We start from the raw sequence: 22,378 nt of genomic DNA, 5'->3' as shown, positions 1-22,378 counted from the left end.
CCCTCGGACGTTCGGGACCGGGGATCCGCGCGGCCCGGTTCCGGACCTATGCTCACCGCCGACGGCGTCGACGAGGACGCCCTCGGGGCTCGGAGGCGCTCATGTCCACGACGGCGACCAGGGACGACGCGAGCGGGGGAGGGCAGCCCGCCGGCCCGGGGAACCGCCGGCCGTCGGTGCGCTCGGTGGCGGTCTGGGTCGCCGTCGCGGCCCTCGGCGCGGTCGCCTGGACGGTGCTGGCCCTGGCCCGCGGCGAGACCGTCTCCGCGCTGTGGGTGCTCTTCGCGGCGATCTGCTCCTACGCCATCGCCTACCGCTTCTACGCCCGGTTCATCACCTACAAGGTGTTGCGGACCGACGACCGCCGCGCCACCCCGGCCGAGCGGCTGCACAACGGCGTCGACTACGACGTCACCGACCGGCGGGTGCTCTTCGGGCACCACTTCGCCGCCATCGCCGGCGCCGGGCCGCTGGTCGGGCCGGTGCTCGCCGCCCAGATGGGCTACCTGCCGGGCACCATCTGGATCGTCGTCGGCGTCATCTTCGCCGGGGCGGTCCAGGACCTGACCGTCATGTTCTTCTCGATGCGGCGCAACGGGAAGAGCCTGGGCCAGATGGTCCGCGAGGAGATCGGCATCGTCGGCGGCATCGCGGCGCTCATCGCCGTCTTCGCCATCATGATCATCATCCTGGCCGTGCTCGCGCTGATCGTGGTCAACGCGCTCGCCGAGTCGCCCTGGGGTGTCTTCTCCATCGCGCTGACCATCCCGATCGCGCTGTTCATGGGCATCTACCTGCGCCGGCTCCGGCCCGGCCGGGTGCTGGAGGCCACCGGCCTGGGCGTCGCGCTGCTGCTGCTGGCGATCGTCGGCGGCGGCTGGATCGAGGACACCGGCCTGGGCGAGGCGCTGACGCTGTCCAAGGAGTGGCTGGTCCTCGCGCTGGTCGTCTACGGGTTCGTCGCCTCGGTGTTGCCGGTGTGGCTGCTGCTGACCCCGCGCGACTACCTGTCGACGTTCATGAAGATCGGCGTGATCGTCCTGCTCGCGCTGAGCCTGCTGATCTCCCGCCCGGTGCTGCAGGCCGAGGCGGTCACCGACTTCGCCCGGGAGGGCACCGGCCCGGTGTTCGCCGGGTCGCTGTTCCCGTTCGTCTTCATCACCATCGCCTGCGGTGCGCTGTCCGGCTTCCACGCGCTGATCTCCTCCGGCACGACGCCGAAGATGGTGGCCAAGGAGAGCCAGGTCCGGCTGATCGGCTACGGCGGGATGCTGATGGAGTCCTTCGTGGCGATCAGCGCGCTGATCGCCGCCTGCGTCATCGACCAGGGCCTGTACTTCGCGATGAACAGCCCGGCCGGGGTCACCGGCGGCGCGGCCGACACCGCCGCCGCGTTCGTCAACGGCCTGGGCTTCGACACCTCCGCGCAGGACCTCGCCGCGGCCGCGGCGGCGGTCCAGGAACCCACGCTGATCTCGCGCACCGGCGGCGCCCCGACGCTCGCCGTCGGCATCTCGGAGATCTTCAGCGACGCGTTCGGTGGCGGGCTCCAGGCGTTCTGGTACCACTTCGCGATCATGTTCGAGGCGCTGTTCATCCTCACCGCCGTCGACGCCGGCACCCGGGTGGGCCGGTTCATGCTGCAGGACACGATCGGCAACGTCTGGAAGCGCTTCGGCGACCTGTCCTGGCGGCCGGGCAACGTCATCGCCAGCGCCGTCGTCGTCGGGCTGTGGGGGTCGGTGCTCTACATCGGGGTCACCGACCCGCTGGGTGGGGTCAACCAGCTCTTCCCGCTGTTCGGCATCGCCAACCAGCTGCTCGCCGCCATCGCGCTGACCCTGGTCACGGTGCTGCTGATCAAGCACGGGAAGCTGCGCTACGCCTGGGTGACCGGCGTGCCGCTGGTCTGGGACCTGGTGGTCACCATGACGGCGAGCTGGCAGAAGGTCTTCTCCGACGTCCCGGCGATCGGCTACTTCGCGCAGGCGCAGCGGTACCGCGACGCGCAGGACGCCGGGGAGCTGCTGGCCCCCGCGCAGGACCAGGGGCAGATGGACCAGATCGTCTTCAACTCCACGCTCAACGGCGTCCTGCAGAGCTTCTTCGCGCTGCTGGTCGTCGTGGTCGTCGTCAACGCCGTCGTGGTGATCGCCCGGGCGCTGCGGGCCGGCGGCTCGCTGCCGACCACCGAGGAGCCGGCCGTCCCGTCGTCCCTGGTCGAACCCGCGGGCCTGTTCGCCACCGCCGAGGAGAAGCGCGCGCTGGCCGAGCACGAGGCGCTGGCCGGCGCCGGCGACGGCGGCCGGCGGTGACCGGCGTCCGGGACGCCCTCCTGCGGGGCGCCCGCGGGGTGCGCTGGTACCTGCGGGAGTTCACCGGCGAGGCGCGCTGGGACGACCACCTGCGCGAGTGCGCCGCGCACGGCCACGAGCCGCTGACCCGGCGGGAGTTCGAGCGGCGCCGGGCCGATGCGGCGGAACGGAACCCGGTCAGCCGCTGCTGCTGACCCCGGCGGGGGTCTCCACCGGGGCCTCGACCGGGGTGCGCCGGAGCGCGCGGCGGCGGACCGGTACCAGCACCGCCGCGGTCAGCAGCGCCGCGACGAGCAGCCACGGCAGCAGGACGCCGACGGCGACGACGGCCGCGCCCAGCACCGTGACCAGGGCCCGCCACCCGGTGCCGAGGCCGTCGAGGAAGCCGTCCGGCCCACCGGCCGGGGCGACCCCGGACGGCGCCAGGTGCACGGTGAGCGTCGACAGCTCGACCTGGTCGGCGAGCAGCGCCCGCTGGGACTGCAGCGACTCCAGCTGCTCCTGCCGGTCGGAGAGCGCCGCCTCGGCCGCCAGCAGGGCCTCCGTGGTGGCCGCCCCGTCCATCAGGGCCTGGAGCCGAGCCGCGGAGGTCCGCAGCGCGGAGATCCGCGCGTCCAGGTCGACCGCGGTGGCGGTCACGTCGGAGCGGGACACCGACACGTCCTCGACGTCGCCGATGCCCTCCAGGTCGGCCAGCACGCCGGTCAGCTCGTCCGACGGCACCCGGACGACGAGGTCGGCGGCCGCGCCGTCGCCCCCGTCGTCGGCGGCCCCGGCCCGCTCGGTGCGCTGGTCGACCCGGCCCCCGGCGGACTCCACCAGCTCGCTCACCTGCTGGGCGGCCTCGGCGGGGTCGTCGACGGCGACCGAGGCGGTGGCGGTCTGGACGACCTGCCGGTCGGGGTCGGACTCACCCGGGACGGTCGGCAGGGCACCGGGACCGGCCGGGGCTGGCTCGGCGACGACCCCGCCGTCGCTCGAGCTGCCGTCGGCGCCGCCCGAGTCGCTGCCGGGGCCGGAGCAGCCGACGAGCACCGCGAGCACCAGGACCGTGGCTGCCGGGTTCCGCGCGCGCCGCATGGCCGGGACGGTAGGGGGGTGGCTGCCCGGCTGACCAGCGTCGATGCCCGATCGTGACGCAGGCTGCCCGAGCCCCACGGACGCGCAGCGGCCCCCGACCTCGGTGAGGTCGGGGGCCGCTGCCGACGGCTGAGCGGGCTCAGATGTCGTAGTACATGGCGAACTCGTGCGGGTGCGGGCGCAGCCGGATCGGGTCGATCTCGTTGGTCCGCTTGTACTCGATCCAGGTCTCGATCAGGTCGGAGGTGAACACGCCACCGTCGAGCAGGTAGTCGTGGTCCACCTCGAGCCGGTCGAGCACGGCGTCCAGCGACGCCGGCACCTTCTCGATGCCCAGGGCCTCCTCGGGCGGCAGCTCGTAGAGGTCCTTGTCGACCGGGGCCGGCGGCTCGATCTTGTTCTTGATGCCGTCGAGGCCGGCCATCATCATCGCCGAGAAGGCGAGGTAGGGGTTGGCCGACGGGTCGGGCACGCGGAACTCGATGCGCTTGGCCTTGGGGTTGTCGCCGGAGATCGGGATGCGGCAGCAGGCCGAGCGGTTGCGGGCCGAGTAGACCAGGTTGATCGGGGCCTCGTAGCCGGGCACCAGGCGGTGGTAGCTGTTGACCGTCGGATTGGTGAAGGCCAGCAGCGACGGGGCGTGGGTGAGCAGGCCACCGATGTAGTGCCGGGCGGTGTCGGACAGGCCCGCGTAGCCGGTCTCGGCGTGGAAGAGCGGCTCGCCGTCCTTCCAGAGGCTCTGGTGGCAGTGCATGCCGGAGCCGTTGTCACCGAACAGCGGCTTGGGCATGAAGGTCGCCGTCTTGCCGTGCGCCCAGGCGGTGTTCTTGATGATGTACTTGAACAGCATCAGGCTGTCGGCCGAGCGCAGCAGGGTGTCGAACTTGTAGTTGATCTCGGCCTGCCCGCCGGTGCCCACCTCGTGGTGGCCGCGCTCGAGCTCGAGCCCGGCGCCGGCGAGGTTGACCATCATCGTCGAGCGCAGGTCGCTCTGGTGGTCGTAGGGCTCGACCGGGAAGTACCCGCCCTTGGGCCGGGTCTTGTAGCCCAGGTTGGGGCCACCGTTCTCGCCGGTGAGCGACCCGGAGTTCCAGGAGCCCTCGACCGCGTCGATGTGGTAGTAGCCCTCGTTGATGCCGGTGTTGTGGCGCACCGAGTCGAAGACGTAGAACTCGGCCTCGGGGCCGAAGTACGCGGTGTCGGCGATGCCGGAGCTCGCCAGGTAGGCCTCGGCCTTCTTCGCCACGTTGCGCGGGTCGCGGCTGTAGGCCTCGCGCGTGATCGGGTCGTGGATGAAGAAGTTGATGTTCAGCGTCTTGTGGATGCGGAACGGGTCGAGGTAGGCGCTGCTCGCGTCGGGCAGCAGCAGCATGTCTGACTCGTTGATCGCCTGGAAACCGCGGATCGACGACCCGTCGAAGCCCAGGCCGTCGGCGAAGGTGTCAGGCCCGAAGGTCTCCGCGGGGATGGTGAAGTGCTGCATGACGCCGGGCAGGTCGCAGAACCGGACGTCGACGAACTTCACGTCGTTGTCGCGGATGTAGGCGGTGACCTCGTCGGGACTGTTGAACATCGATCCTCCGGGAATGGACGGCCAGCTCAACGGGAAGCTACGAGCGGGGAGTTGCTCCGGGGTGTCTCTCGTGTTTCGTCGCGGTAACACCGCTCCCCGGCGTGTCGCGACCGGGGCGCGGTGACCCTCGGTCACCCGCCGGTCCCGCCCCGAGCCGGCCGTCGGCGGGAGGGACCTACGCTGGCGTGGTGACCAGGGACGACGCCTCACCCTCTCAGCACCGCGGCCGCGGCGCCGCACTGGGGCTGCCCGCCGACGGGCCGGGGTCCCTGGCCCCCTTCGGCCGCCGGGTGGCCCAGTACCTGGTCGACGCGATCGCCTCGGGGCTGGTGACGGCGCTGTTCACCGCCCCCGACCCCCCGGAGCTGTGGAGCCTGCTCACCTTCGGCGTGATGACGGTCGTCTTCCTGGTGCTCACCGGCCAGACCCCGGGCATGCGGCTGCTCGGGCTGCGGCTGGCCCACCCGCAGCCGGAGCAGCGGCTGGCGCTGTGGCGGGCCGTGGTCCGCACCGGCCTGCTGACGCTGCTGCTGCCGGCCCTGGTGGTCGACTCCGACGGCCGCGGCCTGCACGACCGGCTCACCGACACCGCCGTCGTCCGCGAGCGCTGACCGCGGGTCACGTCCGGGCGAACCACTCCCGGGTGGCCCCGTCGGCCGGGAGGAACGTCTCGATGGCGAGCTCGCTGGCGGCGACGTCCAGCGGGGTGCCGAACGTCGCCACGGTGCTGTACATCCGCAGGACGGCGTCGTCGACCTGCAGCTCCAGCGGCAGCGCGAAGGTCGGGCCGGAGTGCTCCGGGGCGGCCGGGGACCGGTCCGGGTAGCCGGCGGCCTCGGCCAGCAGGGCCCGCAGGTCCGCGGACGGCGCCGCCGCGGCGTGCTGCCGGACCTGCCGGAGCAGGTGCGCCCGCCAGGCGCCGTAGTTCACCACCCGCCCGGCGAGGCCGCGGGGGTGCAGCATCACCCGGACGACGTTGACCGGCGGGTCGAGCAGCTCCGGGTCGACCAGGCCCATCAGCCGGTCGACGGCGGCGTTGGTCGCGACGACGTCGAACTGCGCGTCGATCACCAGCGCCGGCCACGGGTCGTGCGCGGCCAGCGCCAGGTCGAGCACCTCCAGCAGGTACCGGGTGGCCGCGGCGTCCCGCCGGGCGTCCTGGTACTCCGGCGCGTGCCCGGCGGCCAGCAGCACCTGGTTCTGCTCCGCCAGCGGCATCTGCAGCGCCTCGCCGAGCCGCAGCACCATCTGCCGGCTCGGCCGGGAACGGCCGGTCTCGACGAACGACAGGTGCCGGGTGGAGGTGTCGGCCAGGTTGGCCAGGTCGAGCTGGCTCAGCCGCCGGCGCTCCCGCCAGTCCCGCAGCAGGGCGCCGGCGACCGCGGGCCGCAGGGTGGTCGTCACGGGAGGACGCTAGGGCCCGGCGGGACCCCGCGGCCAGGGCAGGACGGCGTGCAGCGGTTCACCGCCGGCCGGCTCGGAGCTGGACGACGGCGAGCGCCCCGACGACCAGGCCCTGGGCGGCGACGAGGACCCGCCCGGTGGTGCCGAGGTCGGCGAGCACGGCGACCGCCAGGCTGGCGGCCTCCCACGCGACGTTCCCGATCGCCGCGGCCCGCAGCGCCGGCCGGGCCCACCGGCTCCGGGCGGCGGCGAGCAGGCCGGCGGCGTAGACGACCAGGGCGATGCCGACGCCCCGGACGACGCCGGTCGCGGTGGTGCCGAGCAGCTCGGCGACCGGGCCGGCGGCGAGCGCCGCGGTCAGCCCCATCGCGGCGCAGAGCACGCCGTCGAGCTGGAGCAACCGGGCCGGGGCCGGCGCGGTCGTGGTGAGCGGGGTGCTGAGGGCGGTCATGGTGGTGTCCTCTCGGGGAGCCGACGGGGCCGGTCGTCCGGCCTCGTCACCACCGTCGCCGGTCGACGGCGCCCGGTCGATGACCCCGGAGGTCATGGCCCCGGTGCGGCCCCCCGGACGCACGACGCCCCGGCCGCAGGGGAGCGGTCGGGGCGTCGAGGACGTGCTGGGGTGGGATCAGCGGCGGCGGACCTGCCGCTGGCTGACCGACATCTGCCGGCCGCCGGGCAGCGGGCCGCCGGGCACCGGCATCCGGGCGCCACCGAGGGCGCTCATCCGCTTGCCGAGCGCGTTGACCTCGGCGGCGGACAGGTTGCGGGGCAGCTTCATCACGTGCGCGCTGAGCTTCTTCAGCGGGACCTGGCCCTCGCCGTCGCCGACCACCACGTCGTAGATGGGGGTGTCGCCGACGACCTTGGCGATCCGCCGCTTCTCCTGGGCGATCAGCCCGCGCACCCGGTTGGGGTTGCCCTCGCCGACCAGGATGATCCCGGGGCGGCCGAGCACCCGGTGGACGGCGTCCAGCTCGCGGTTGCCCGCGACGCCGGAGCTGACCCGCCAGTCGCCGCGCATGCCCTCGAGCACCCACGACGCGGCGCCGGGCTGGCCCTCGACCTGCTTGTAGGCGGTGCCCTGGGCGCGCCGGCCGAACACGATGAGGGTGGCGAGCAGGCCGAGCAGGATGGCGATCGGCAGGAAGAGGAACGGCGAGCTGAGCAGGATGCCGACGAGCTCGACGACCGCGAAGACCACCACGAAGGTGATCAGCATGACCCAGGGCAGCTTGGGGTCGTTGCGGTAGGTGAGCTTGTAGGCCTGGCCGATCATGCCGGCCTGGCTCTTCATCTTCTTCAGCCGCGAGACCTTCGGCTGGCCGTCCTTGCCGAGCTTGGGGGCCTTGCCGGCCTTCGGCGCCTTGGCCCCACCCGCCGCGCCCACCGCCGTGGCGCCCTTGCTGCCGCGCCCGGGGACGCCGGCCGGGCCCCGTCCGGCGTTGCCGGTGGGAGCGGAGGAGTCGGTCGACCTGCTGCGTGCCATGCCCTGAGGATAGGCGACGGACCCGCCGCGTCCCGCGACTCGCGGGCTCGCGGCGGGCCCGTGCGACGCGCCGGGGGCCGTCAGCGGGTGGTGACGGCCAGCCCGCGGGCCTCGGCGGCCTGCTGGTACAGCCGGCCGGCGCGGTACGAGCTGCGCACCAGGGGGCCGGCGAGCACGCCCGCGAAGCCCATCTCCTCGGCCTGGGCCTGGAAGCCGACGAACTCGTCGGGCTTGACCCACCGGACGACCGGGTGGTGCCGGACGCTGGGCCGCAGGTACTGGGTGATGGTGAGCAGGTCGCAGCCCGCGTCGTGCAGCGCCTGCATGGCCTCGACGACCTCGTGCGGCTCCTCGCCCATGCCCAGGATCAGGTTGGACTTGGTGACCAGGCCCGCGTCCCGCGCCGCGGTGATGACCGACAGCGAGCGCTCGAAGCGGAAGCCGGGGCGGATGCGCTTGAAGATGCGGGGGACCGTCTCGACGTTGTGCGCGAGCACCTCCGGGCGCGAGGAGAAGACCTCGGCCAGCTGGTCGGGCTCGGCGTTGAAGTCCGGGATCAGCAGCTCGACGCCGCAACCGGGGATCTGGTCGTGGATCTGGCGGACGGTCTCGGCGTAGAGCCAGGCACCGCCGTCGGGGAGGTCGTCGCGGGCGACGCCGGTGATGGTGGCGTAGCGCAGGCCCATGGTGGCCACGCTCTCGGCGACCCGGCGGGGCTCGTCACGGTCGAAGTCGGCGGGCTTGCCGGTGTCGATCTGGCAGAAGTCGCAGCGCCGGGTGCACTGGTCGCCCCCGATGAGGAAGGTGGCCTCGCGGTCCTCCCAGCACTCGTAGATGTTGGGGCAGCCGGCCTCCTCGCAGACCGTGTGCAGGCCCTCGCGGCGGACCAGCGACTTGAGCTCGGTGTACTCCGGCCCCGTCTTCAGCTTGGTCTTGATCCACTCGGGCTTGCGCTCGATGGGGGTCTGGCTGTTGCGGACCTCCAGACGGAGCAGCTTGCGACCGGCCGGCTCGATCCCGGAGGACGTCTGCGGGGTCTCCGCCGGCGCCTCCTCCATGCCCAGGCTCATGCCCAGCACGGTACTCCCGCTGATCACCGCGGCTGCGGAGCCGGGAACGACGACGGGGCCCAGCCGGATCGGCTGGGCCCCGTCGGGGGAGTGGTGCGCGGGGTCAGCCCGCGGCGTCCTCGTCGGGGCGGGTGCCCCGGCTGGGAGCCGAGTTGCCGGCGCTGCCGGGACCCTCGGTGTAGTCCTGGTTGGCGGCCGAGGCGACCGGGCTGTCCGGGTCGTTCGTCGTGCCGGTGGCCGTGGTCGGGCGGTCCTGGTTGCCGGGCTCACCGGGGCCGGAGGCCGGCTCGGCCTCGAGGGCACCGATCCCGCCCTCGGCCGGGCCGGAGTCCGACGGCGCGGTCATCGCCGTGGAGACCTGCTTGCCCTGGGCCTCGGGGGTCTCGGAGCCGCCTGCGGGGGTCTGCGCTGACATGGGGACGGGGTCCTCTCGGTAGCTGGGCACCGGGCCGTCGCCGGTCGGCGCGGGGGTCCACAGGTCGTCGGAGCTCTTGCGGCGCAGCAGGGCGAACACGGCCGCACCGACGACGGCCAGGACGGCGACCACCCACGGCCACCGGCGGGGCTGCTTCTCGATGCCCACGCTCCGCTTGACCGAGGTGACGGTCGCGGCGGTGCGCTTGCCGGCCTCCTTGCGGGCCTTGACGGTCGCCTTCTCCAGCTCGACGCGCCGCTTCGCCGCCTTGGCGGCCAGCTTGTCGGCCTTCTTGCCCAGCTTCTCGGCCTTCTTGCCGGCGGCCGTGCTGGTCGCCTCGGCGGCCACCCGCAGCGCGGCGACCCGGGCGGCGGCCTGCTCGCGCGCGGCCTCCGCGGCTGCAGCCGCGTCCCTGCGGACCTTGTCGGTCTGCTTGGCCGTCGCCGAGGAGAGCGTGGCGGCGGTGGCGGCCAGCTCGGCGCTGCGCGCGTCCAGCTGGGCGCGCGCGGCCTCGACCTGCGCCACGAAGCCGGCCCTGGCCGAGTCGAGCGCTGGGCCCGCGGCGTCGCGGGCCGCGGTCACCCGGGGGGCCGCGTAGGCAGCGGCGGCGCTGGTCGCGGCGGAGAACCGCGGGCCGGCGGCGTCCCGGGCGGCGACGACCCGCGGCGTGGTGGCGGCGACCGCCGTCTCCAGGTTCGCCCGGGCGGCCTTGGCGGCGCTCTCGAGCGCCGGGCCGGCCGCCTCGCGGGCGGCGACGACCTTGGGCGTCGCGGCGGCGACCGCCGTCTCCAGGTTGGTGCGGGCCACCTTGGTGGCCGCCTCCAGCCGCGGGACGACGTCGGACTCGTAGGCCTTCTGCGCGGCCTCCAGCCGCGGCGCCAGCGTCTTCTGCGCGGCCTCCAGGCGGGGCACCAGCACCTCGCGGGCGGCGTCCAGCTGGGGGGCGAGCGCGGCGACGGCCGCCTCGACCCGGGGCGCGAGGTCCTTGTCGTACGTCTGCTGGGCGGCCTTGGCCGCGGCGGCGACCTGCGGACCGAACTGCTCCGCCGTCGCCTTCCGGGCCTCGGTGACCGCTGCGCCGATGTGGGCGAACCCCTCCTGCAACTCGGCCCCGATGACCTCTGTCCGGCTCTTCTTGCGGAACACTCCAGCACCTCCGGTTGATCGCTTGGCGATCATCCTGCCCGCCTTCGCCTCCGGGCACACCCCGAGCCCCCGCGCGAGCGGCGCTCCGGCCGCCGGCTGGCTACGTTCTGCCCGTGCAGCTACGGATCTTCACCGAACCCCAGATGGGCGCCACCTACGACGACCTGCTCGCGGTGGCCCGGCGCACCGAGGAGACCGGCTTCGACGCCTTCTTCCGCTCCGACCACTACCTGACCATGGGCGGCGACGGGCTGCCCGGCCCGACCGACGCCTGGGTGACCCTCGCCGGGCTGGCGCGGGAGACCAGCCGGATCCGGCTCGGCACGCTGATGACCGCCGCCACCTTCCGGCTCCCTGGGCCGCTGGCCATCTCGGTCGCCCAGGTCGACCAGATGAGCGGCGGCCGGGTCGAGCTGGGCATCGGCTCGGGCTGGTTCGCCGAGGAGCACAGCGCCTACGGCATCCCGTTCCCCGAGCTGGGGGAGCGGTTCGACCGCTACGAGGAGCAGGTGGCGGTGATCAGCGGGCTGTGGAGCACCCCGGCGGGGGAGACCTTCGACTTCGCTGGCACCCACTACCAGCTGGCCGGCTCGCCGGCGCTGCCCAAGCCGGTGCAGCCCGGCGGGATCCCGATCCTGGTCGGCGGGGGTGGCAAGCGCCGCACCCCGCGGCTGGCCGCCCGGTACGCCGCGGAGTTCAACGTGCCGTTCCAGTCGGCGGCCGACAACGCCCGGCTGTTCGACGGCGTCCGCGCGGCCTGCGGCGAGATCGGCCGCGACCCCGCCGAGCTGGTCTACAGCTCCGCGCTGGTGGTCTGCGTCGGCCGGGACGACGCCGAGGTCGCCCGCCGGGCCGCGGCGATCGGCCGGGACGTCGACGAGCTCAGGGCCAACGGTGTCGCCGGCACCCCGGCCGAGGCCGTGGACACCCTGGGCCGGTTCGCCGAGGCCGGCGCCTCCCGGGTGTACCTGCAGGTGCTCGACCTCGCCGACCTCGACCACCTGGACCTGGTGGCGGCCGAGGTCGCGCCCCAGCTCAGCTGAGCGGTCGCGGGAGGACGTCGGCGGCCCGGCCGGCGACGTCCACCCGCCGGCCGGGGACGACCGCCGTGGTCAGCGGACGCCCTCCTCCAACGGCTCGAGCAGCGAGCGCGACCGCAGCCAGCTGTTCGCCCGCGCCAGGTCGTCCTCGAAGTCGACCTCGACGGCGGAGAACCGCGAGATGTCCACCGGCCGGAAGCGCACCCCGGACTGCTGGACAGCGGTCTCCATGGCGCGCTCGAAGTAGTCGGAGTCCGCGCACGCGGCCAGGTGCTCCAGCAGCAGCGCCTTGTCCGCGCCGGAGACGTAGTTGATGCCCACCGCCTCGCCCAGGCCGCCGATGACGGTCTTGGACAGCTCGGCGATGTACCCCTCCTCGTCGAGGGTGTACTTGACCTCCTCGTCGGCGACCGTGGAGGTGTCCACGCAGACGAAGCTCTGGTCGGCGGCCACCAGCTCGGTCGTCTGGGCCAGCACCGCCGGCTCGAAGACCACGTCGCCGTTGAGCCACAGCACGCCGCCGGGGGCGGAGGTGCGCAGCCCGCGCCACAGGCTCTTGGAGGTGTTGGTGCGCTCGAACTCGGGGTTGAAGGCGAACAGCAGGTCCGGCTGGGCGCGCATGACCCGCTTGCTGCGGTAGCCGACGACCACGGTCACCCGGGCGGCCGGCCCGAAGACCTCCCGGACGCCGTCCAGCTGCTGCTCCATGATGCTGCGGCCGTCCATCAGCTGGGTCAGCGGCTTGGGCAGCGCCCGGCCCAGCCGGGTGCCCATCCCGGCGGCCAGGATGACCACCTGGGGCGGCACGAGGGCGTCGGCCGCGTGCTCGTGACGGTCGCGGGCGTCGATCGTGGACAGCTCAGTCGTGCGCATGCTCAACTCCTCGGTCGGCTGGTGGTGCGGGGACTCGGTCGGTGGGCGGGAAGAACCGGGCGACCACCCGGTCGGTGGCGTGGCCGTCCTCGAGGCTGCAGAACGTGCGCTCGAACGCTGCCCGGCGCGCAGTGTCCTGGCGTCGTCCACCGGCGAGGTCGGCCAGGGCGGCCACCACCTCGGCGCTCGTCGACAGCAGCGGTCCGGGGGCGACCTCGGCCAGGTCGAAGTAGAAGCCCCGCAGCTCGTCGCGGTAGTGCTCGAGGTCGTAGGTGAAGGAGAGCACCGGCCGTCCGGTCACCGCGAAGTCGAACATGGCCGAGGAGTAGTCGGTGAGCAGCACGTCCGCGGCCAGGTAGAGGTCGGAGACCTCGGGGTGGTCGGAGACGTCGACGACCCGCTCGCCGGTGACCTGCGGGAACCGGTCGGCCACCATGGTGTGCAGCCGGAGCAGCAGCACGTGGTCGGCCGGCAGCCCGTCGACCAGGTCGGCGAAGTCCGGCGGGAACGCGTGGTCCGGCACCCCGTCGGTCATCACCAGGTCGTCGCGCCAGGTGGGGGCGTAGAGGACCGTCGTCACGCCGTCGGCGATGCCCAGGGCGGCCCGCACGGCGGCGCGCCGCTCGTCGCGGTCCGGCGCGCTGAGGACGTCGTTGCGCGGGTAGCCGGTCTCCAGGACCTCGCCGGTGTACCCGAAGGCGCTGCGCAGGTTCGGCGTGCTGAACGCGTTCGGCGACAGCAGCACGTCCCACCGGGCGACGTCCCGGTCCAGCGCGGTCAGCAGCCCGCCGGTCGGCCGGGCGACGTCGCGGTGCATCCGCTTGAGCGGGGTGCCGTGCCAGGTCTGCACGTAGGTCGTCGCCGGCGACTTGTCCCAGTCCAGCGAGATGCCGTTGTTGGCGAACACCACGTCCGCCGCCTCGAGGGCGGCCCGGCCCTCCGGGCTGCCGTACTCCGCGGTCGCCACACCGGCCGGGAAGTCGCCCCGGGTCTCCGGGCGCACCAGCCACACGTGCGAGAACTCCTCGCCGCGGGGCAGCAGCGCCTCGTAGACGGCGCGCGGGCTGTCGGAGTACCGGCCGGAGAAGCTGCTCCAGACGATCGTCGTCACCGTCGTCGGCCGATCAGGAGCGGAGCTGCGGGCTCGTGGCGGTGGGGGGTGCAGGGCAATCAAGGCCTCCGGTCCGGCCGGTCGAGGGCAGGGTGGGACGGTGCGGGTGGTGGAGCGGGACGCGCGGGTGGGGTGGCGGACCACCTGCGCCGTGGACCTGGGCGGCCCCTGGTCAGGGGGCCTGCGCCGTCCACTGGACGTGGACGTTACCGACGCCAGGTGAACGAGCGGTGCGCCAGCCTCGCGCGGTCACCCCGGCGGGTCGGTCGCTGCCGCCGCCGGCGGCAGGCCCCGGCGGTCGCGCGCGGTAGGCTGCGGGGGTGACCGGCGGACTCCTGCTTCTCCCGCCGTGCTGACCTGACACCGATCAGACGGCACGGCGACCCCTCCTGCGTGAGGGGTTTTTTTCTGCCCGCACACCAGATCGCCAGGACCCAGGAGCACCGACCATGAGCCAGACGGCCAGCCCGAGCACCGACCCGTCCGCCGACGGGGTGCCGCCGCACCGGTACACCCCAGCGCTGGCGCAGCAGATCGAGCTCGCCTGGCAGGACCGCTGGGACGCCGAGGGGACCTTCCACACGCCGAACCCGGTCGGCCGGCTGAGCGAGGGCTTCGAGCGGGTCGCCGACCGGCCCAAGGCGTTCCTGATGGACATGTTCCCGTACCCCTCGGGTGCCGGGCTGCACGTCGGGCACCCGCTGGGCTACCTGGGCACCGACGTGACCAGCCGCTTCCTGCGGATGGACGGGCGCAACGTGCTGCACCCGATGGGGTACGACGCCTTTGGCCTGCCCGCCGAGCAGTACGCGGTGCAGACCGGCCAGCACCCGCGGGTCACGACGGAGGCCAACATCGCGGCCATCCGGGCGCAGCTGCGCCGGCTGGGCGTCGACCACGACACCCGGCGGACCTTCGCCACGATCGACCCGGGCTACTACAAGTGGACCCAGTGGATCTTCCGGCAGGTGTTCGAGGCCTGGTTCGACGCCGAGTCCGACCGGGCCCGCCCGATCGCCGAGCTGGTCGCCGAGCTGGACGCCGGCACCCGGGAGCCGATGGCCGGCACGCTGCCCGAGGGGCGCAGCTGGTCGCAGCTGTCGGAGGTCGAGCGGCGCCGGGTCGTCGACGCGCACCGGCTGGCCTACCGGCACGAGGCGCCGGTGAACTGGTGCCCGGGCCTGGGCACGGTGCTGTCCAACGAGGAGGTCACCGCCGACGGCCGCTCGGAGCGGGGCAACTTCCCGGTGTTCCGCCGTCCGCTGACCCAGTGGATGATGCGGATCACCGCCTACGCGGAGCGGCTGCTGACCGACCTGGACCGGCTGGACTGGTCGGACTCGCTGAAGCAGATGCAGCGCAACTGGATCGGCCGGTCGACCGGTGCGCGGATCCGGTTCGCCGCCGGCGCGGAGACCGTCGAGGTGTTCACCACCCGGCCGGACACCCTGTTCGGCGCCACCTACCTGGTGCTGGCTCCCGAGCACCCGCTGGTCGGGACGCTCACCGCCGGCGAGTGGCCGGCCGGCACCGACGAGCGGTGGACCACCGGCGCAGCGACCCCGGCCGAGGCGGTGGCCGCCTACCAGAAGCAGGCCTCCCGCCGGTCCGAGCTGGACCGCCAGTCCGAGGGCCGGGACAAGACCGGCGTGTGGCTGGGCGTCACCGCCCGCAACCCGCTGACCGGCGCCGACCTGCCGGTGTTCATCGCCGACTACGTGCTGACCGGCTACGGCACCGGCGCGATCATGGCCGTGCCCGGCGAGGACACCCGGGACTGGGATTTCGCCCAGGTGTTCGGCCTGCCGGTCGTGCGCACCGTGCAGCCCCCGGCCGACTTCGACGGCGGCGCCTACACCGGCACCGGCCCGATGATCAACAGCTCGAACGAGCAGCTCTCGCTGGACGGGCTGGACAAGGCCGCGGCCATCGCCGCCGTCACCGAGTGGCTGGTGGGAGGTGGGCACGGCGAGGCGACCACCACCTACAAGCTGCGCGACTGGCTGTTCAGCCGGCAGCGGTACTGGGGCGAGCCGTTCCCGATCGTCTACGACGCCGACGACCTGCCGATCGCCGTCCCCGAGACGATGCTGCCGGTGCTGCTGCCCGACGTCGACGACTACTCGCCGAAGACCTTCGCCGACGACGACGCCACCTCCGCCCCCGAGCCGCCGCTGTCCCGGGCGACCGAGTGGACGACGGTGGAGCTGGACCTCGGCGACGGTGTGCGGTCCTACCGCCGGGAGACCAACACGATGCCCAACTGGGCGGGCTCGTGCTGGTACTACCTGCGCTACCTGGACCCGGCCGACGACGAGCGGTTCGTCGACCCGGAGCTGGAGCGGTACTGGATGGGCCCGCGCGAGCCCGGCGACGTCGGCGGCGTGGACCTGTACGTCGGCGGTGTCGAGCACGCGGTGCTGCACCTGCTGTACGCCCGGTTCTGGCACAAGGTGCTGTTCGACCTGGGGTTCGTCTCCAGCGAGGAGCCGTTCCGCCGGCTGGTGAACCAGGGCTACATCTCCGCCTTCGCCTACACCGACGCCCGCGGCTTCTACGTGCCGGCGGCGGAGGTCGTGGAGGTCGACGGCCAGTTCTTCTACGAGGGGCAGCCGGTCACCCGCGAGTACGGGAAGATGGGCAAGAGCCTGAAGAACGTCGTCACGCCCGACGACATGATCGCCCTGTTCGGCGCGGACACCTTCCGGGTCTACGAGATGTCGACCGGCCCGCTGGACCAGTCCCGGCCGTGGGAGACGAAGGCGGCCGTGGGGTCTCAGCGGCTGCTGCAGCGCATCTGGCGGGTGGTCCTCGACGAGGAGACCGGCGCGGTGCGGGCTGCTGACGTGGCGGCCGACGACGAGACCAACCGCGCGCTGCACCGGACCATCGAAGCGGTCCGGGACGGCATGTCGACCCAGCGGTTCAACATCGCGATCGCCCGGGTCACCGAGCTGACCAACCACCTGACCTCGGCGTACCAGCCGGGGAGCCCGGTGCCGCGCGAGGTGGCCGAGTCGCTGGTCCTGCTGGTCGCCCCGCTGGCGCCGCACCTGGCCGAGGAGCTGTGGGCCCGGCTGGGGCACACCGGCTCGGTGGCCTGGGCGTCGTTCCCGGTGGCCGACCCGCAGTGGCTGGTCGACGACACCGTCGAGGTCGCGGTCCAGGTCAACGGCAAGGTGCGCGCCCAGGTGGCCGTGCCGGCCGACGCGGACGCCGCGGCGCTGGAGGCGGCGGCGCGGGCCGACGAGAAGGTCGCCGCGCAGCTGGACGGCAAGACCGTCCGCCGGGTCATCGCGGTGCCTGGCCGGCTGGTCAACTTCGTCGTCGGGTAGCCCCCGGCCCCGTCCTCCTCGGCCCGGGTGCGCGAGGAGGACGGGACCGTCAGCGGGCGGGGACGGGGGCGCCCAGGACCTCGCGCATCGCCTGCTCGACGGTGTCGATGACCTCGGCCACCGGCACGTCGCGGCCGAGCTCGGCGCTGAGCGAGGTGGCGCCGGCGTCGGGGATGCCGCACGGGACCATGTTGGTGAAGGCCGCCATGTCGGGATCGCAGTTGAGCGCGAAGCCGTGCATGGTGACGCCCCGGGCGACCCGCACCCCGATCGCGGCGACCTTGCGGTCGGGGCCCCGGTCGTCGGCGCGCACCCACACGCCGCTGCGGCCCTCCACCTGCTCGGTGGCCACGCCCAGGGCAGAGCAGACGCCCATCAGCGCCTGCTCCATCCGGCGGACGTGGGCGACCACGTCAACCGGGTCGGGCAGCGCGACGATCGGGTAGCCGACCAGCTGGCCGGGACCGTGCCAGGTGATCTTGCCGCCGCGGTCGACGTCGATGACCGGCGTGCCGTCGAAGGGCCGCTCGTGCGGCTCGGTCCGCTTGCCGGCGGTGTAGACCGGCGGGTGCTCCAGCAGGAGCAACGTGTCCGGACCGGTGCCCGCCACGCGCGCCTCGTGCAGCTCGCGCTGCCACGCCCACGCGTCCTCGTAGGGGACCGTGCCCGCCCGCACCACTCGCAGTTCGCTCACCGGCTGAGCCTATGCCCGTTCCCGGCGTCCGTCCCGCGCCTCAACGCAGCCGCCGGGGTGCCACCCGGGTCTCGACCGCGGTGCCGTCGGGCCCGGGTTCGACCCGGTAGGCGGCCGCGCCGGGGCGGTCGGCGACGGCCTCCACCAGGTCGGTGCCGCGGTACACCAGGCCGACGCCGTCGTCGGTGGCGTGCCCGGCCGGCAGCGTCCCGTCGGCCACCAGCCGCTGGTAGAGCGGGCGCCGCCGGGGCTCGGAGTCGTGGTGCACGCTGTTGCTGAACGGCAGCAGCCCCAGCCCGTCGGTGACCGGTCGCAGGTCCGGGCCGAAGCTGTCGGTGGTGCCCCCGACGTGCCAGCACAGCGAGCCGGCCGACACCCCGCCGAGCACCACCCCGGCCTGCCACACCTCGCGGAACACCTCGTCCAGGCCGTGCACCCGCCAGACGGCGAGCAGGTTGGCCACGCTGCCGCCGCCCACCCACACCACGTCCTGGGCCAGCAGGTGGGCGCGGACGTCGGCGACCGTCGGCATCGGGAACAGGCTCAGGTGCGAGACGGCGACGTCGCGGCCGGCGAACGCGCCGTAGAACCCGGCGACGCGGGCCGGGTCGTCGCCGGTGGCGGTGGCGAGGTGGCAGATCCGCGGGCGCACCGGGTCGCCGGCGAGCTGGAAGGCCAGGTCGAACACCGGGCCGGGAGCCCAGTCGGTGGGCCCGCGGCCACGGGAGTCGAAGCCGATGCTGGTGGCCAGCACGGTGGGTGCGGTCGCGGCCATCAGGCCGGCCCCCGGTCGCTCGCCGGTGCCGCAGACCGGCTGAGCCTCCGCAGCACGGCCCGCGCCGTCCGGGCGCCGCTGGCCATCGCACCCTGGATCGACGGGGTGTCCCGGTGGTCGCCGCAGACGAACAACCCGTCGCCCAGGTCGACCGGCCGCCGGTGCTGCAGCGGGGGAGTGGCGGCCGGCTGGGCGCCGAGCACGGTGACGGTGGTCAGGTGCTCGAGGTCGGTCTCCGCCACGTCGTGGGTGCGGGCGATCTCGGTGCGGACGCCGGCCTCACGGGTGGGGGAGAGCGTCGAGCTGGCGACCAGGGCCCGGCCGTCGGGGCTGTAGGCGGGCTGGGCGTCGGAGACCACGACGGTGTTGACCAGCTGCCCGCCGGGTGCGCCGAGCACGATGAGCGGCGCCTGCCATGGCGAGGCCGGCAGCACGTGCAGGTGGGTGGTGACCTGCCGGGGCGCGGCGGCCTGCAGGCCCGGCAGCAGCCCGGCCGCGGTGTCGGGGTCGGTGGCCACCACGACGGCGTCCGCCACCGTCGTCCCGGCACCGGTGGTGACTGACCGGCCGTCGACCGCGGTGACCCGGGTGCCCAGGTGCACCCGCCCGGCGGGGAGCCGTCCGGCCAGCTGCTCGCCGACGGACTGCATGCCGCGGGCGGGGAGCCCGACCCGGCCGCGGACGAAGCTGCGCCAGACCAGGTCCAGGTACCGGCTGGAGGTCTCCAGGCGGTCCTCCAGCAGCACCCCGGCGAGGAACGGGCGGAGGAACGTCTCCAGCGCCTGCTCGCCGACCCCGGCCGAGCGGAGGTGCTCGGCCGCCGAGCGTTCGGGCGCGGTGAGCAGCCGGGAGACCGGGGCGTAGCCGGCCCGGGCGGAGAAGGCGCCGAGCGCGGCCAGCCGGTGCGGGCCGCCCAGCGGCGTGCGCAGCGTCGCCGGCAGGGCGGTCGGGTGCTGCCGCGGGTCGACGAACCGGTGCGCCCGCCCGTCGACCCGCACGACGGCCCCGGTCCAGAACCAGCCGAGGTCCAGCGCCGGGAGGTCCAGGTCGGCGACCCGCGGGTAGCCGGTGTTCAGCACCTGGAAGCCGCGGTCGACCAGGAAGCCGTCGACCCGCGAGGTCGCCAGCCGGCCACCGGCGTGCTCGGCCGCGTCGACCAGGTGCACGTCGCGTCCGGCGGCGGCCAGCCGCGTGGCAGCGGACAGACCGGCGAGGCCGGCGCCGACCACGACCACCTCGGCGCGGGAGGGCAGTGACATGGCCCGAACCTAGGCGCTGGGCGGGACGGCCGTCCCGCCCACGCCGCAGGCTGTGGACGGGACCCCGGCCTGTGGACGACGCCGGCACCGGGTCGGCCGACAGCCCTACGGTCCCCGGCATGCCTGTGCAGCCGGTCCCGCCCGCGGCCCCCGTCGTGCCCGGCCACGTGCTGGAGGAGCTGCTCGGCCGGGGCGGCTCAGGGCAGGTGTGGCGGGCGCGGCCCCGCGACGGCGGGCCGCCGGTCGCGGTCAAGGTGCTGGTGCGCGGCGACCCCGAGCGCCAGGAGCGGGAGGCCGCGCTGCTGGCCGAGCTGGACCACCCGCACCTGGTCCGGCTGCTCGACGTGGTGCGGCACGAGGTCCGCGGCGGCACTGCCGAGGTCGCCCTGGTGCTGGAGCTGCTGGCCGGTGGGAGCCTGGCCGCGCTGCTCGCCCGCAGGGGACGGCTCCGGGCCGGGGAGGTGGTCACCACCGTCGCCCCGGTGGCCGCGGCACTCGCCCACGCGCACGACCGGGGGGTCGTGCACGGCGACCTCTCCCCGGGGAACGTGGTCTTCACCGCCGAGGGCCGACCGGTGCTCACCGACCTGGGCACCGCGCGGCTGGTCGGCGACACGGCGCGGGCGGAGGTGACCCCTGCCTACGTCGACCCGGTCGTGGCGCGCGGCGGCGCCCCCGGCCCGGCCTCGGACGTGTTCGGGGTGGCGGCCGCGGCGTTCCACGCCCTCACCGGCATCGCGCCGTGGAACGCGGCCGACCCCCGCGGGACGCTGGCGGTGGCTGCTGTCGGGGAGCTCCCCGACCTGGCCCTGCTGGCGCCGGAGGCGCCCGCAGAGCTGCTGCGGGTGATCCGCCGGGGGCTGTCGCCGGACCCGCACCTGCGGGGCTCGGCCGCCGCCTTCGCCCTGGACCTGCGGCACGCCTGCCGGCCGGAGCCGGTGCGGCTGCCGGTGGCCGGGGTGCCCGATGCCGAGCTGGGCCGCACCGGTCTCGGGCCGCGGACCGAGCTGACCCACCAGGTGCCCGGGCTGCGCCCACGGGCCGCGCACGCCGCGCCGCCGGCACCGTCGCGGCTGGGCCGGGTGCGGGCCGGCCTCGCCGTTCGCCTCCCCGTGCCCGGGGCGGACGGCCTGGGCAGTGCGCTGCGCGGCGTCCTTCGGCGCTCGGCCGTGGTCGCCGGGGTGCTGGTGGCCGTGGGCGCCGGGCTGGCCGGTGCTGCCTGGGCGGGTGCCTCGTGGGGTGGCCAGCCGGCCGGGGCCGTGCCGGTCGCCGGATCGGCACCCGCGCCCGGTCCGGTGGGCGCAGCGGAGAAGACGGTCCCCGCCGGCCCTCCCGCAGTGGCAGAGCCGGACGACGCGCCCGAGCCGGACGGCCGGGCCGAGCCGGACGGCGCGGGGCAGACGGCGGGTCCGGGCGCTGAGCCGGCCCCGGCCGCCACCCCGACGGACGCCGCCGGGTGGGCTGCCCTGCTCACCGAGCTCTACGCGCGCCGGGCGTCCGCCTTCGCCACCGCCGACCCCGCGGTGCTCAACGGCGTCTACCCGGCGGGCAGCCCGCTCCTGGACAGGGACACCGCAGCCGTCACCGCGCTCCGGGCCGACGGCCGGGTCCTGGCCGGGTTCGCCCCGCGGGTGCAGGAGGTCGTCGCGGTCGCCCCAGGAGCGGACGGGCGGGTCGAGCTGCGGGTGGTCGACGATCTGCCCGGCTACCGCGTGGTCCCGGCCGCCGACCCGGGTGCCGCCGCGGCGAGCGAGGTCGCCGGCCGCGGAGCGGAGCAGGTGCGCATGGTGCTGGAGCAGACCGCCGCCGGCTGGCGGATCAGCGACGCCCGGGTGGAGCCGTGATCACCTGCCGGCGACGACGGCCTGCAGCGCCGAGGGGAGGTCGGGGTGGGTGTGCGCGAACCCGGCCTGCTGCAGCGCCGCCGGCACCGCGCGCTGCCCGGAGAGCAGCGCGACCCGGGCCAGCTCACCGAGGCCGAGCCGCATGACGGTGGCGGGAGCGGTGAGGAACGCCCGTCGGTGCACGGCCGAGGCGAGCGCCTCGGTGAAGACGGAGTTGGTCACCGGCTCGGGCGCGGTCAGGTTGACCGGCCCGGACACCGGGGCGGTGAGCAGGAAGACGATCGCGTCGACCTCGTCGCGCAGGCTGATCCACGGCATGTACTGCCGGCCGTTGCCCAGCTGGGCACCGAGCCCGAGCCGGAAGAGCGGCAGCAGCCGGCCGAGCAGGCCGCCCCGGGCGAGCACCAGCCCGGTGCGCAGCGTCGCGACCCGAACGCCGGCCGCCACGGCCGGGCCGGTCGCCGCCTCCCACTCCACGCAGACCCGGGCGAGGAAGTCGTCGCCCGCGGGGACCGTCTCGTCGACGACCCGGTCGCCGGTGTCGCCGTACCAGCCGACGGCGGAGGCCGACAGCAGCACCCGCTCCCGCCCCGGGGCGGCAGCCACCGCCTGGGCGAGCGCCTGGCTCACCGTGGCCGTGCTGTCGACCCGGCTGGCGAGCACCTCGCGCTTGCGCTTGGCCGTCCACGGCCGGTCCGCCACCCCGACGCCGGCCAGGTTGACCACCGCGTCGACGTCGTCGAGCAGGCCCGGCGGGATGCGGTGGTGGGCCGGTTCCCAGCGGTGCTCGTCCGCGGTCCGCGGGGTGCGCCGGACCAGCCGCAGCACCTCGTGCCCCTCCGTGCGCAGCGCGCGGACCAGCTCGGGTCCGATCAGGCCGGAGGAGCCGGTGACGGCGACCTTCATCGAGTGCTCCCTCGGTCGGTGCGCGGGCAGCGCACCGGCGGGGTGCGCA

At 74.7% G+C, this 22,378-nt stretch carries 19 protein-coding genes; 6 read left to right on the top strand and 13 right to left on the bottom strand.

The genetic code is table 11. The features are described 5' to 3' along the window. Positions 1–101: 101 nt before the first annotated feature. Positions 102–2,315 (top strand): carbon starvation CstA family protein, encoded by a 2,214-nt coding sequence (locus FHX36_RS07355; RefSeq protein ID WP_110552470.1) that lies wholly within the window; start codon positions 102–104, stop codon positions 2,313–2,315. Continuing rightward, complete coding sequence (locus tag FHX36_RS07350; protein WP_110552471.1) at positions 2,312–2,509, top strand: YbdD/YjiX family protein; 198 nt, start codon at positions 2,312–2,314, stop codon at positions 2,507–2,509. Before FHX36_RS07355 ends, FHX36_RS07350 begins: the two co-directional genes overlap by 4 nt. On the opposite strand, the gene FHX36_RS07345 is transcribed toward FHX36_RS07350, so the two are convergent. Together FHX36_RS07345 and glnA are read right to left on the bottom strand one after the other, a co-directional pair. Next, complete coding sequence (locus FHX36_RS07345; protein WP_110552472.1) at positions 2,493–3,395, bottom strand: DUF4349 domain-containing protein; 903 nt, start codon at positions 3,393–3,395, stop codon at positions 2,493–2,495. The two genes, FHX36_RS07350 and FHX36_RS07345, sit on opposite strands and share 17 nt — an antisense overlap. A 139-nt stretch (positions 3,396–3,534) precedes the next feature. After that, positions 3,535–4,968 (bottom strand): type I glutamate--ammonia ligase, encoded by a 1,434-nt coding sequence (gene glnA / locus FHX36_RS07340; protein WP_110552473.1) that lies wholly within the window; start codon positions 4,966–4,968, stop codon positions 3,535–3,537. A gap of 290 nt (positions 4,969–5,258) precedes the next feature. Between glnA and FHX36_RS07335 the strand changes: the two genes are divergently transcribed. Further along, positions 5,259–5,579, top strand: a complete 321-nt coding sequence (locus FHX36_RS07335) for an RDD family protein (RefSeq protein WP_425487826.1) — start codon at positions 5,259–5,261, stop codon at positions 5,577–5,579. Positions 5,580–5,586: 7 nt separating this feature from the next. Here FHX36_RS07335 and FHX36_RS07330 read toward each other — a convergent pair whose 3' ends face one another. The 5 genes from FHX36_RS07330 to FHX36_RS07310 form a co-directional block, all read right to left on the bottom strand. After that, positions 5,587–6,372, bottom strand: coding sequence for a helix-turn-helix domain-containing protein (locus FHX36_RS07330; protein ID WP_110552474.1), 786 nt, complete (start codon positions 6,370–6,372; stop codon positions 5,587–5,589). Positions 6,373–6,430: 58 nt separating this feature from the next. After that, positions 6,431–6,823 carry a hypothetical protein gene (locus FHX36_RS07325; RefSeq protein WP_183513646.1) on the bottom strand — a complete coding sequence of 131 codons (393 nt, stop codon included), beginning with the start codon at positions 6,821–6,823 and terminating at the stop codon, positions 6,431–6,433. Between the two features lie 177 nt (positions 6,824–7,000). After that, entirely contained in the window at positions 7,001–7,861 is an 861-nt protein-coding gene (locus tag FHX36_RS07320) for a DUF4191 domain-containing protein (RefSeq protein ID WP_110554254.1), read from the bottom strand. Between the two features lie 80 nt (positions 7,862–7,941). Next, the gene (gene lipA, locus FHX36_RS07315) at positions 7,942–8,931 is read right to left on the bottom strand and encodes a lipoyl synthase (RefSeq protein WP_220036108.1); all 990 of its coding nucleotides are present in this window, start codon (positions 8,929–8,931) and stop codon (positions 7,942–7,944) included. Between the two features lie 103 nt (positions 8,932–9,034). Continuing rightward, positions 9,035–10,492 (bottom strand): hypothetical protein, encoded by a 1,458-nt coding sequence (locus FHX36_RS07310; RefSeq protein WP_183513645.1) that lies wholly within the window; start codon positions 10,490–10,492, stop codon positions 9,035–9,037. Between the two features lie 113 nt (positions 10,493–10,605). Here FHX36_RS07310 and FHX36_RS07305 point away from each other — a divergent pair, with 113 nt between their 5' ends. Further along, positions 10,606–11,535 carry an LLM class F420-dependent oxidoreductase gene (locus FHX36_RS07305; protein ID WP_110552794.1) on the top strand — a complete coding sequence of 310 codons (930 nt, stop codon included), beginning with the start codon at positions 10,606–10,608 and terminating at the stop codon, positions 11,533–11,535. A 69-nt stretch (positions 11,536–11,604) separates the two neighbouring features. Here the strand turns inward: FHX36_RS07305 and FHX36_RS07300 are convergent, their stop codons facing one another. After that, positions 11,605–12,405, bottom strand: coding sequence for a phosphocholine cytidylyltransferase family protein (locus tag FHX36_RS07300; RefSeq protein WP_181428821.1), 801 nt, complete (start codon positions 12,403–12,405; stop codon positions 11,605–11,607). Continuing rightward, complete coding sequence (locus tag FHX36_RS07295; RefSeq protein WP_258372817.1) at positions 12,392–13,516, bottom strand: CDP-glycerol glycerophosphotransferase family protein; 1,125 nt, start codon at positions 13,514–13,516, stop codon at positions 12,392–12,394. Before FHX36_RS07295 ends, FHX36_RS07300 begins: the two co-directional genes overlap by 14 nt. A 449-nt stretch (positions 13,517–13,965) precedes the next feature. Here FHX36_RS07295 and leuS point away from each other — a divergent pair, with 449 nt between their 5' ends. Further along, on the top strand, positions 13,966–16,851 hold the full coding sequence (leuS, locus tag FHX36_RS07290; RefSeq protein ID WP_110552795.1) for a leucine--tRNA ligase: 2,886 nt from the start codon (positions 13,966–13,968) through the stop codon (positions 16,849–16,851). A 49-nt stretch (positions 16,852–16,900) separates the two neighbouring features. Here leuS and lipB read toward each other — a convergent pair whose 3' ends face one another. The 3 genes from lipB to FHX36_RS07275 are packed head-to-tail and all read right to left on the bottom strand — an operon-like array spanning position 16,901 to position 19,579. Next, positions 16,901–17,545: a lipoyl(octanoyl) transferase LipB gene (gene lipB / locus FHX36_RS07285; RefSeq protein WP_110552796.1), complete on the bottom strand. Its 645-nt coding sequence runs from the start codon at positions 17,543–17,545 to the stop codon at positions 16,901–16,903. Between the two features lie 40 nt (positions 17,546–17,585). Continuing rightward, a complete protein-coding gene (locus FHX36_RS07280; RefSeq protein ID WP_110552797.1) occupies positions 17,586–18,320 on the bottom strand; it encodes a Type 1 glutamine amidotransferase-like domain-containing protein in 735 nt (244 codons plus the stop codon). Further along, positions 18,320–19,579 carry a protoporphyrinogen/coproporphyrinogen oxidase gene (locus FHX36_RS07275; protein WP_110552798.1) on the bottom strand — a complete coding sequence of 420 codons (1,260 nt, stop codon included), beginning with the start codon at positions 19,577–19,579 and terminating at the stop codon, positions 18,320–18,322. The genes FHX36_RS07280 and FHX36_RS07275 overlap by 1 nt, the downstream gene beginning before the upstream one ends. Before the next feature lie 119 nt (positions 19,580–19,698). On the opposite strand from FHX36_RS07275, the gene FHX36_RS07270 reads away from it, so the two are divergent. Beyond that, positions 19,699–21,423 (top strand): serine/threonine-protein kinase, encoded by a 1,725-nt coding sequence (locus tag FHX36_RS07270; protein WP_183513643.1) that lies wholly within the window; start codon positions 19,699–19,701, stop codon positions 21,421–21,423. Here the strand turns inward: FHX36_RS07270 and FHX36_RS07265 are convergent, their stop codons facing one another. Next, complete coding sequence (locus FHX36_RS07265) at positions 21,424–22,329, bottom strand: TIGR01777 family oxidoreductase (RefSeq protein WP_110551170.1); 906 nt, start codon at positions 22,327–22,329, stop codon at positions 21,424–21,426. Positions 22,330–22,378: the final 49 nt, after the last annotated feature.

The sequence above is a fragment of the Modestobacter versicolor genome, assembly GCF_014195485.1.
Lineage (GTDB): Bacteria > Actinomycetota > Actinomycetes > Mycobacteriales > Geodermatophilaceae > Modestobacter > Modestobacter versicolor.
The sequence above is the reverse complement of the archived record's forward strand: the minus strand, read 5'-3'. Positions and strand labels throughout refer to the sequence as shown.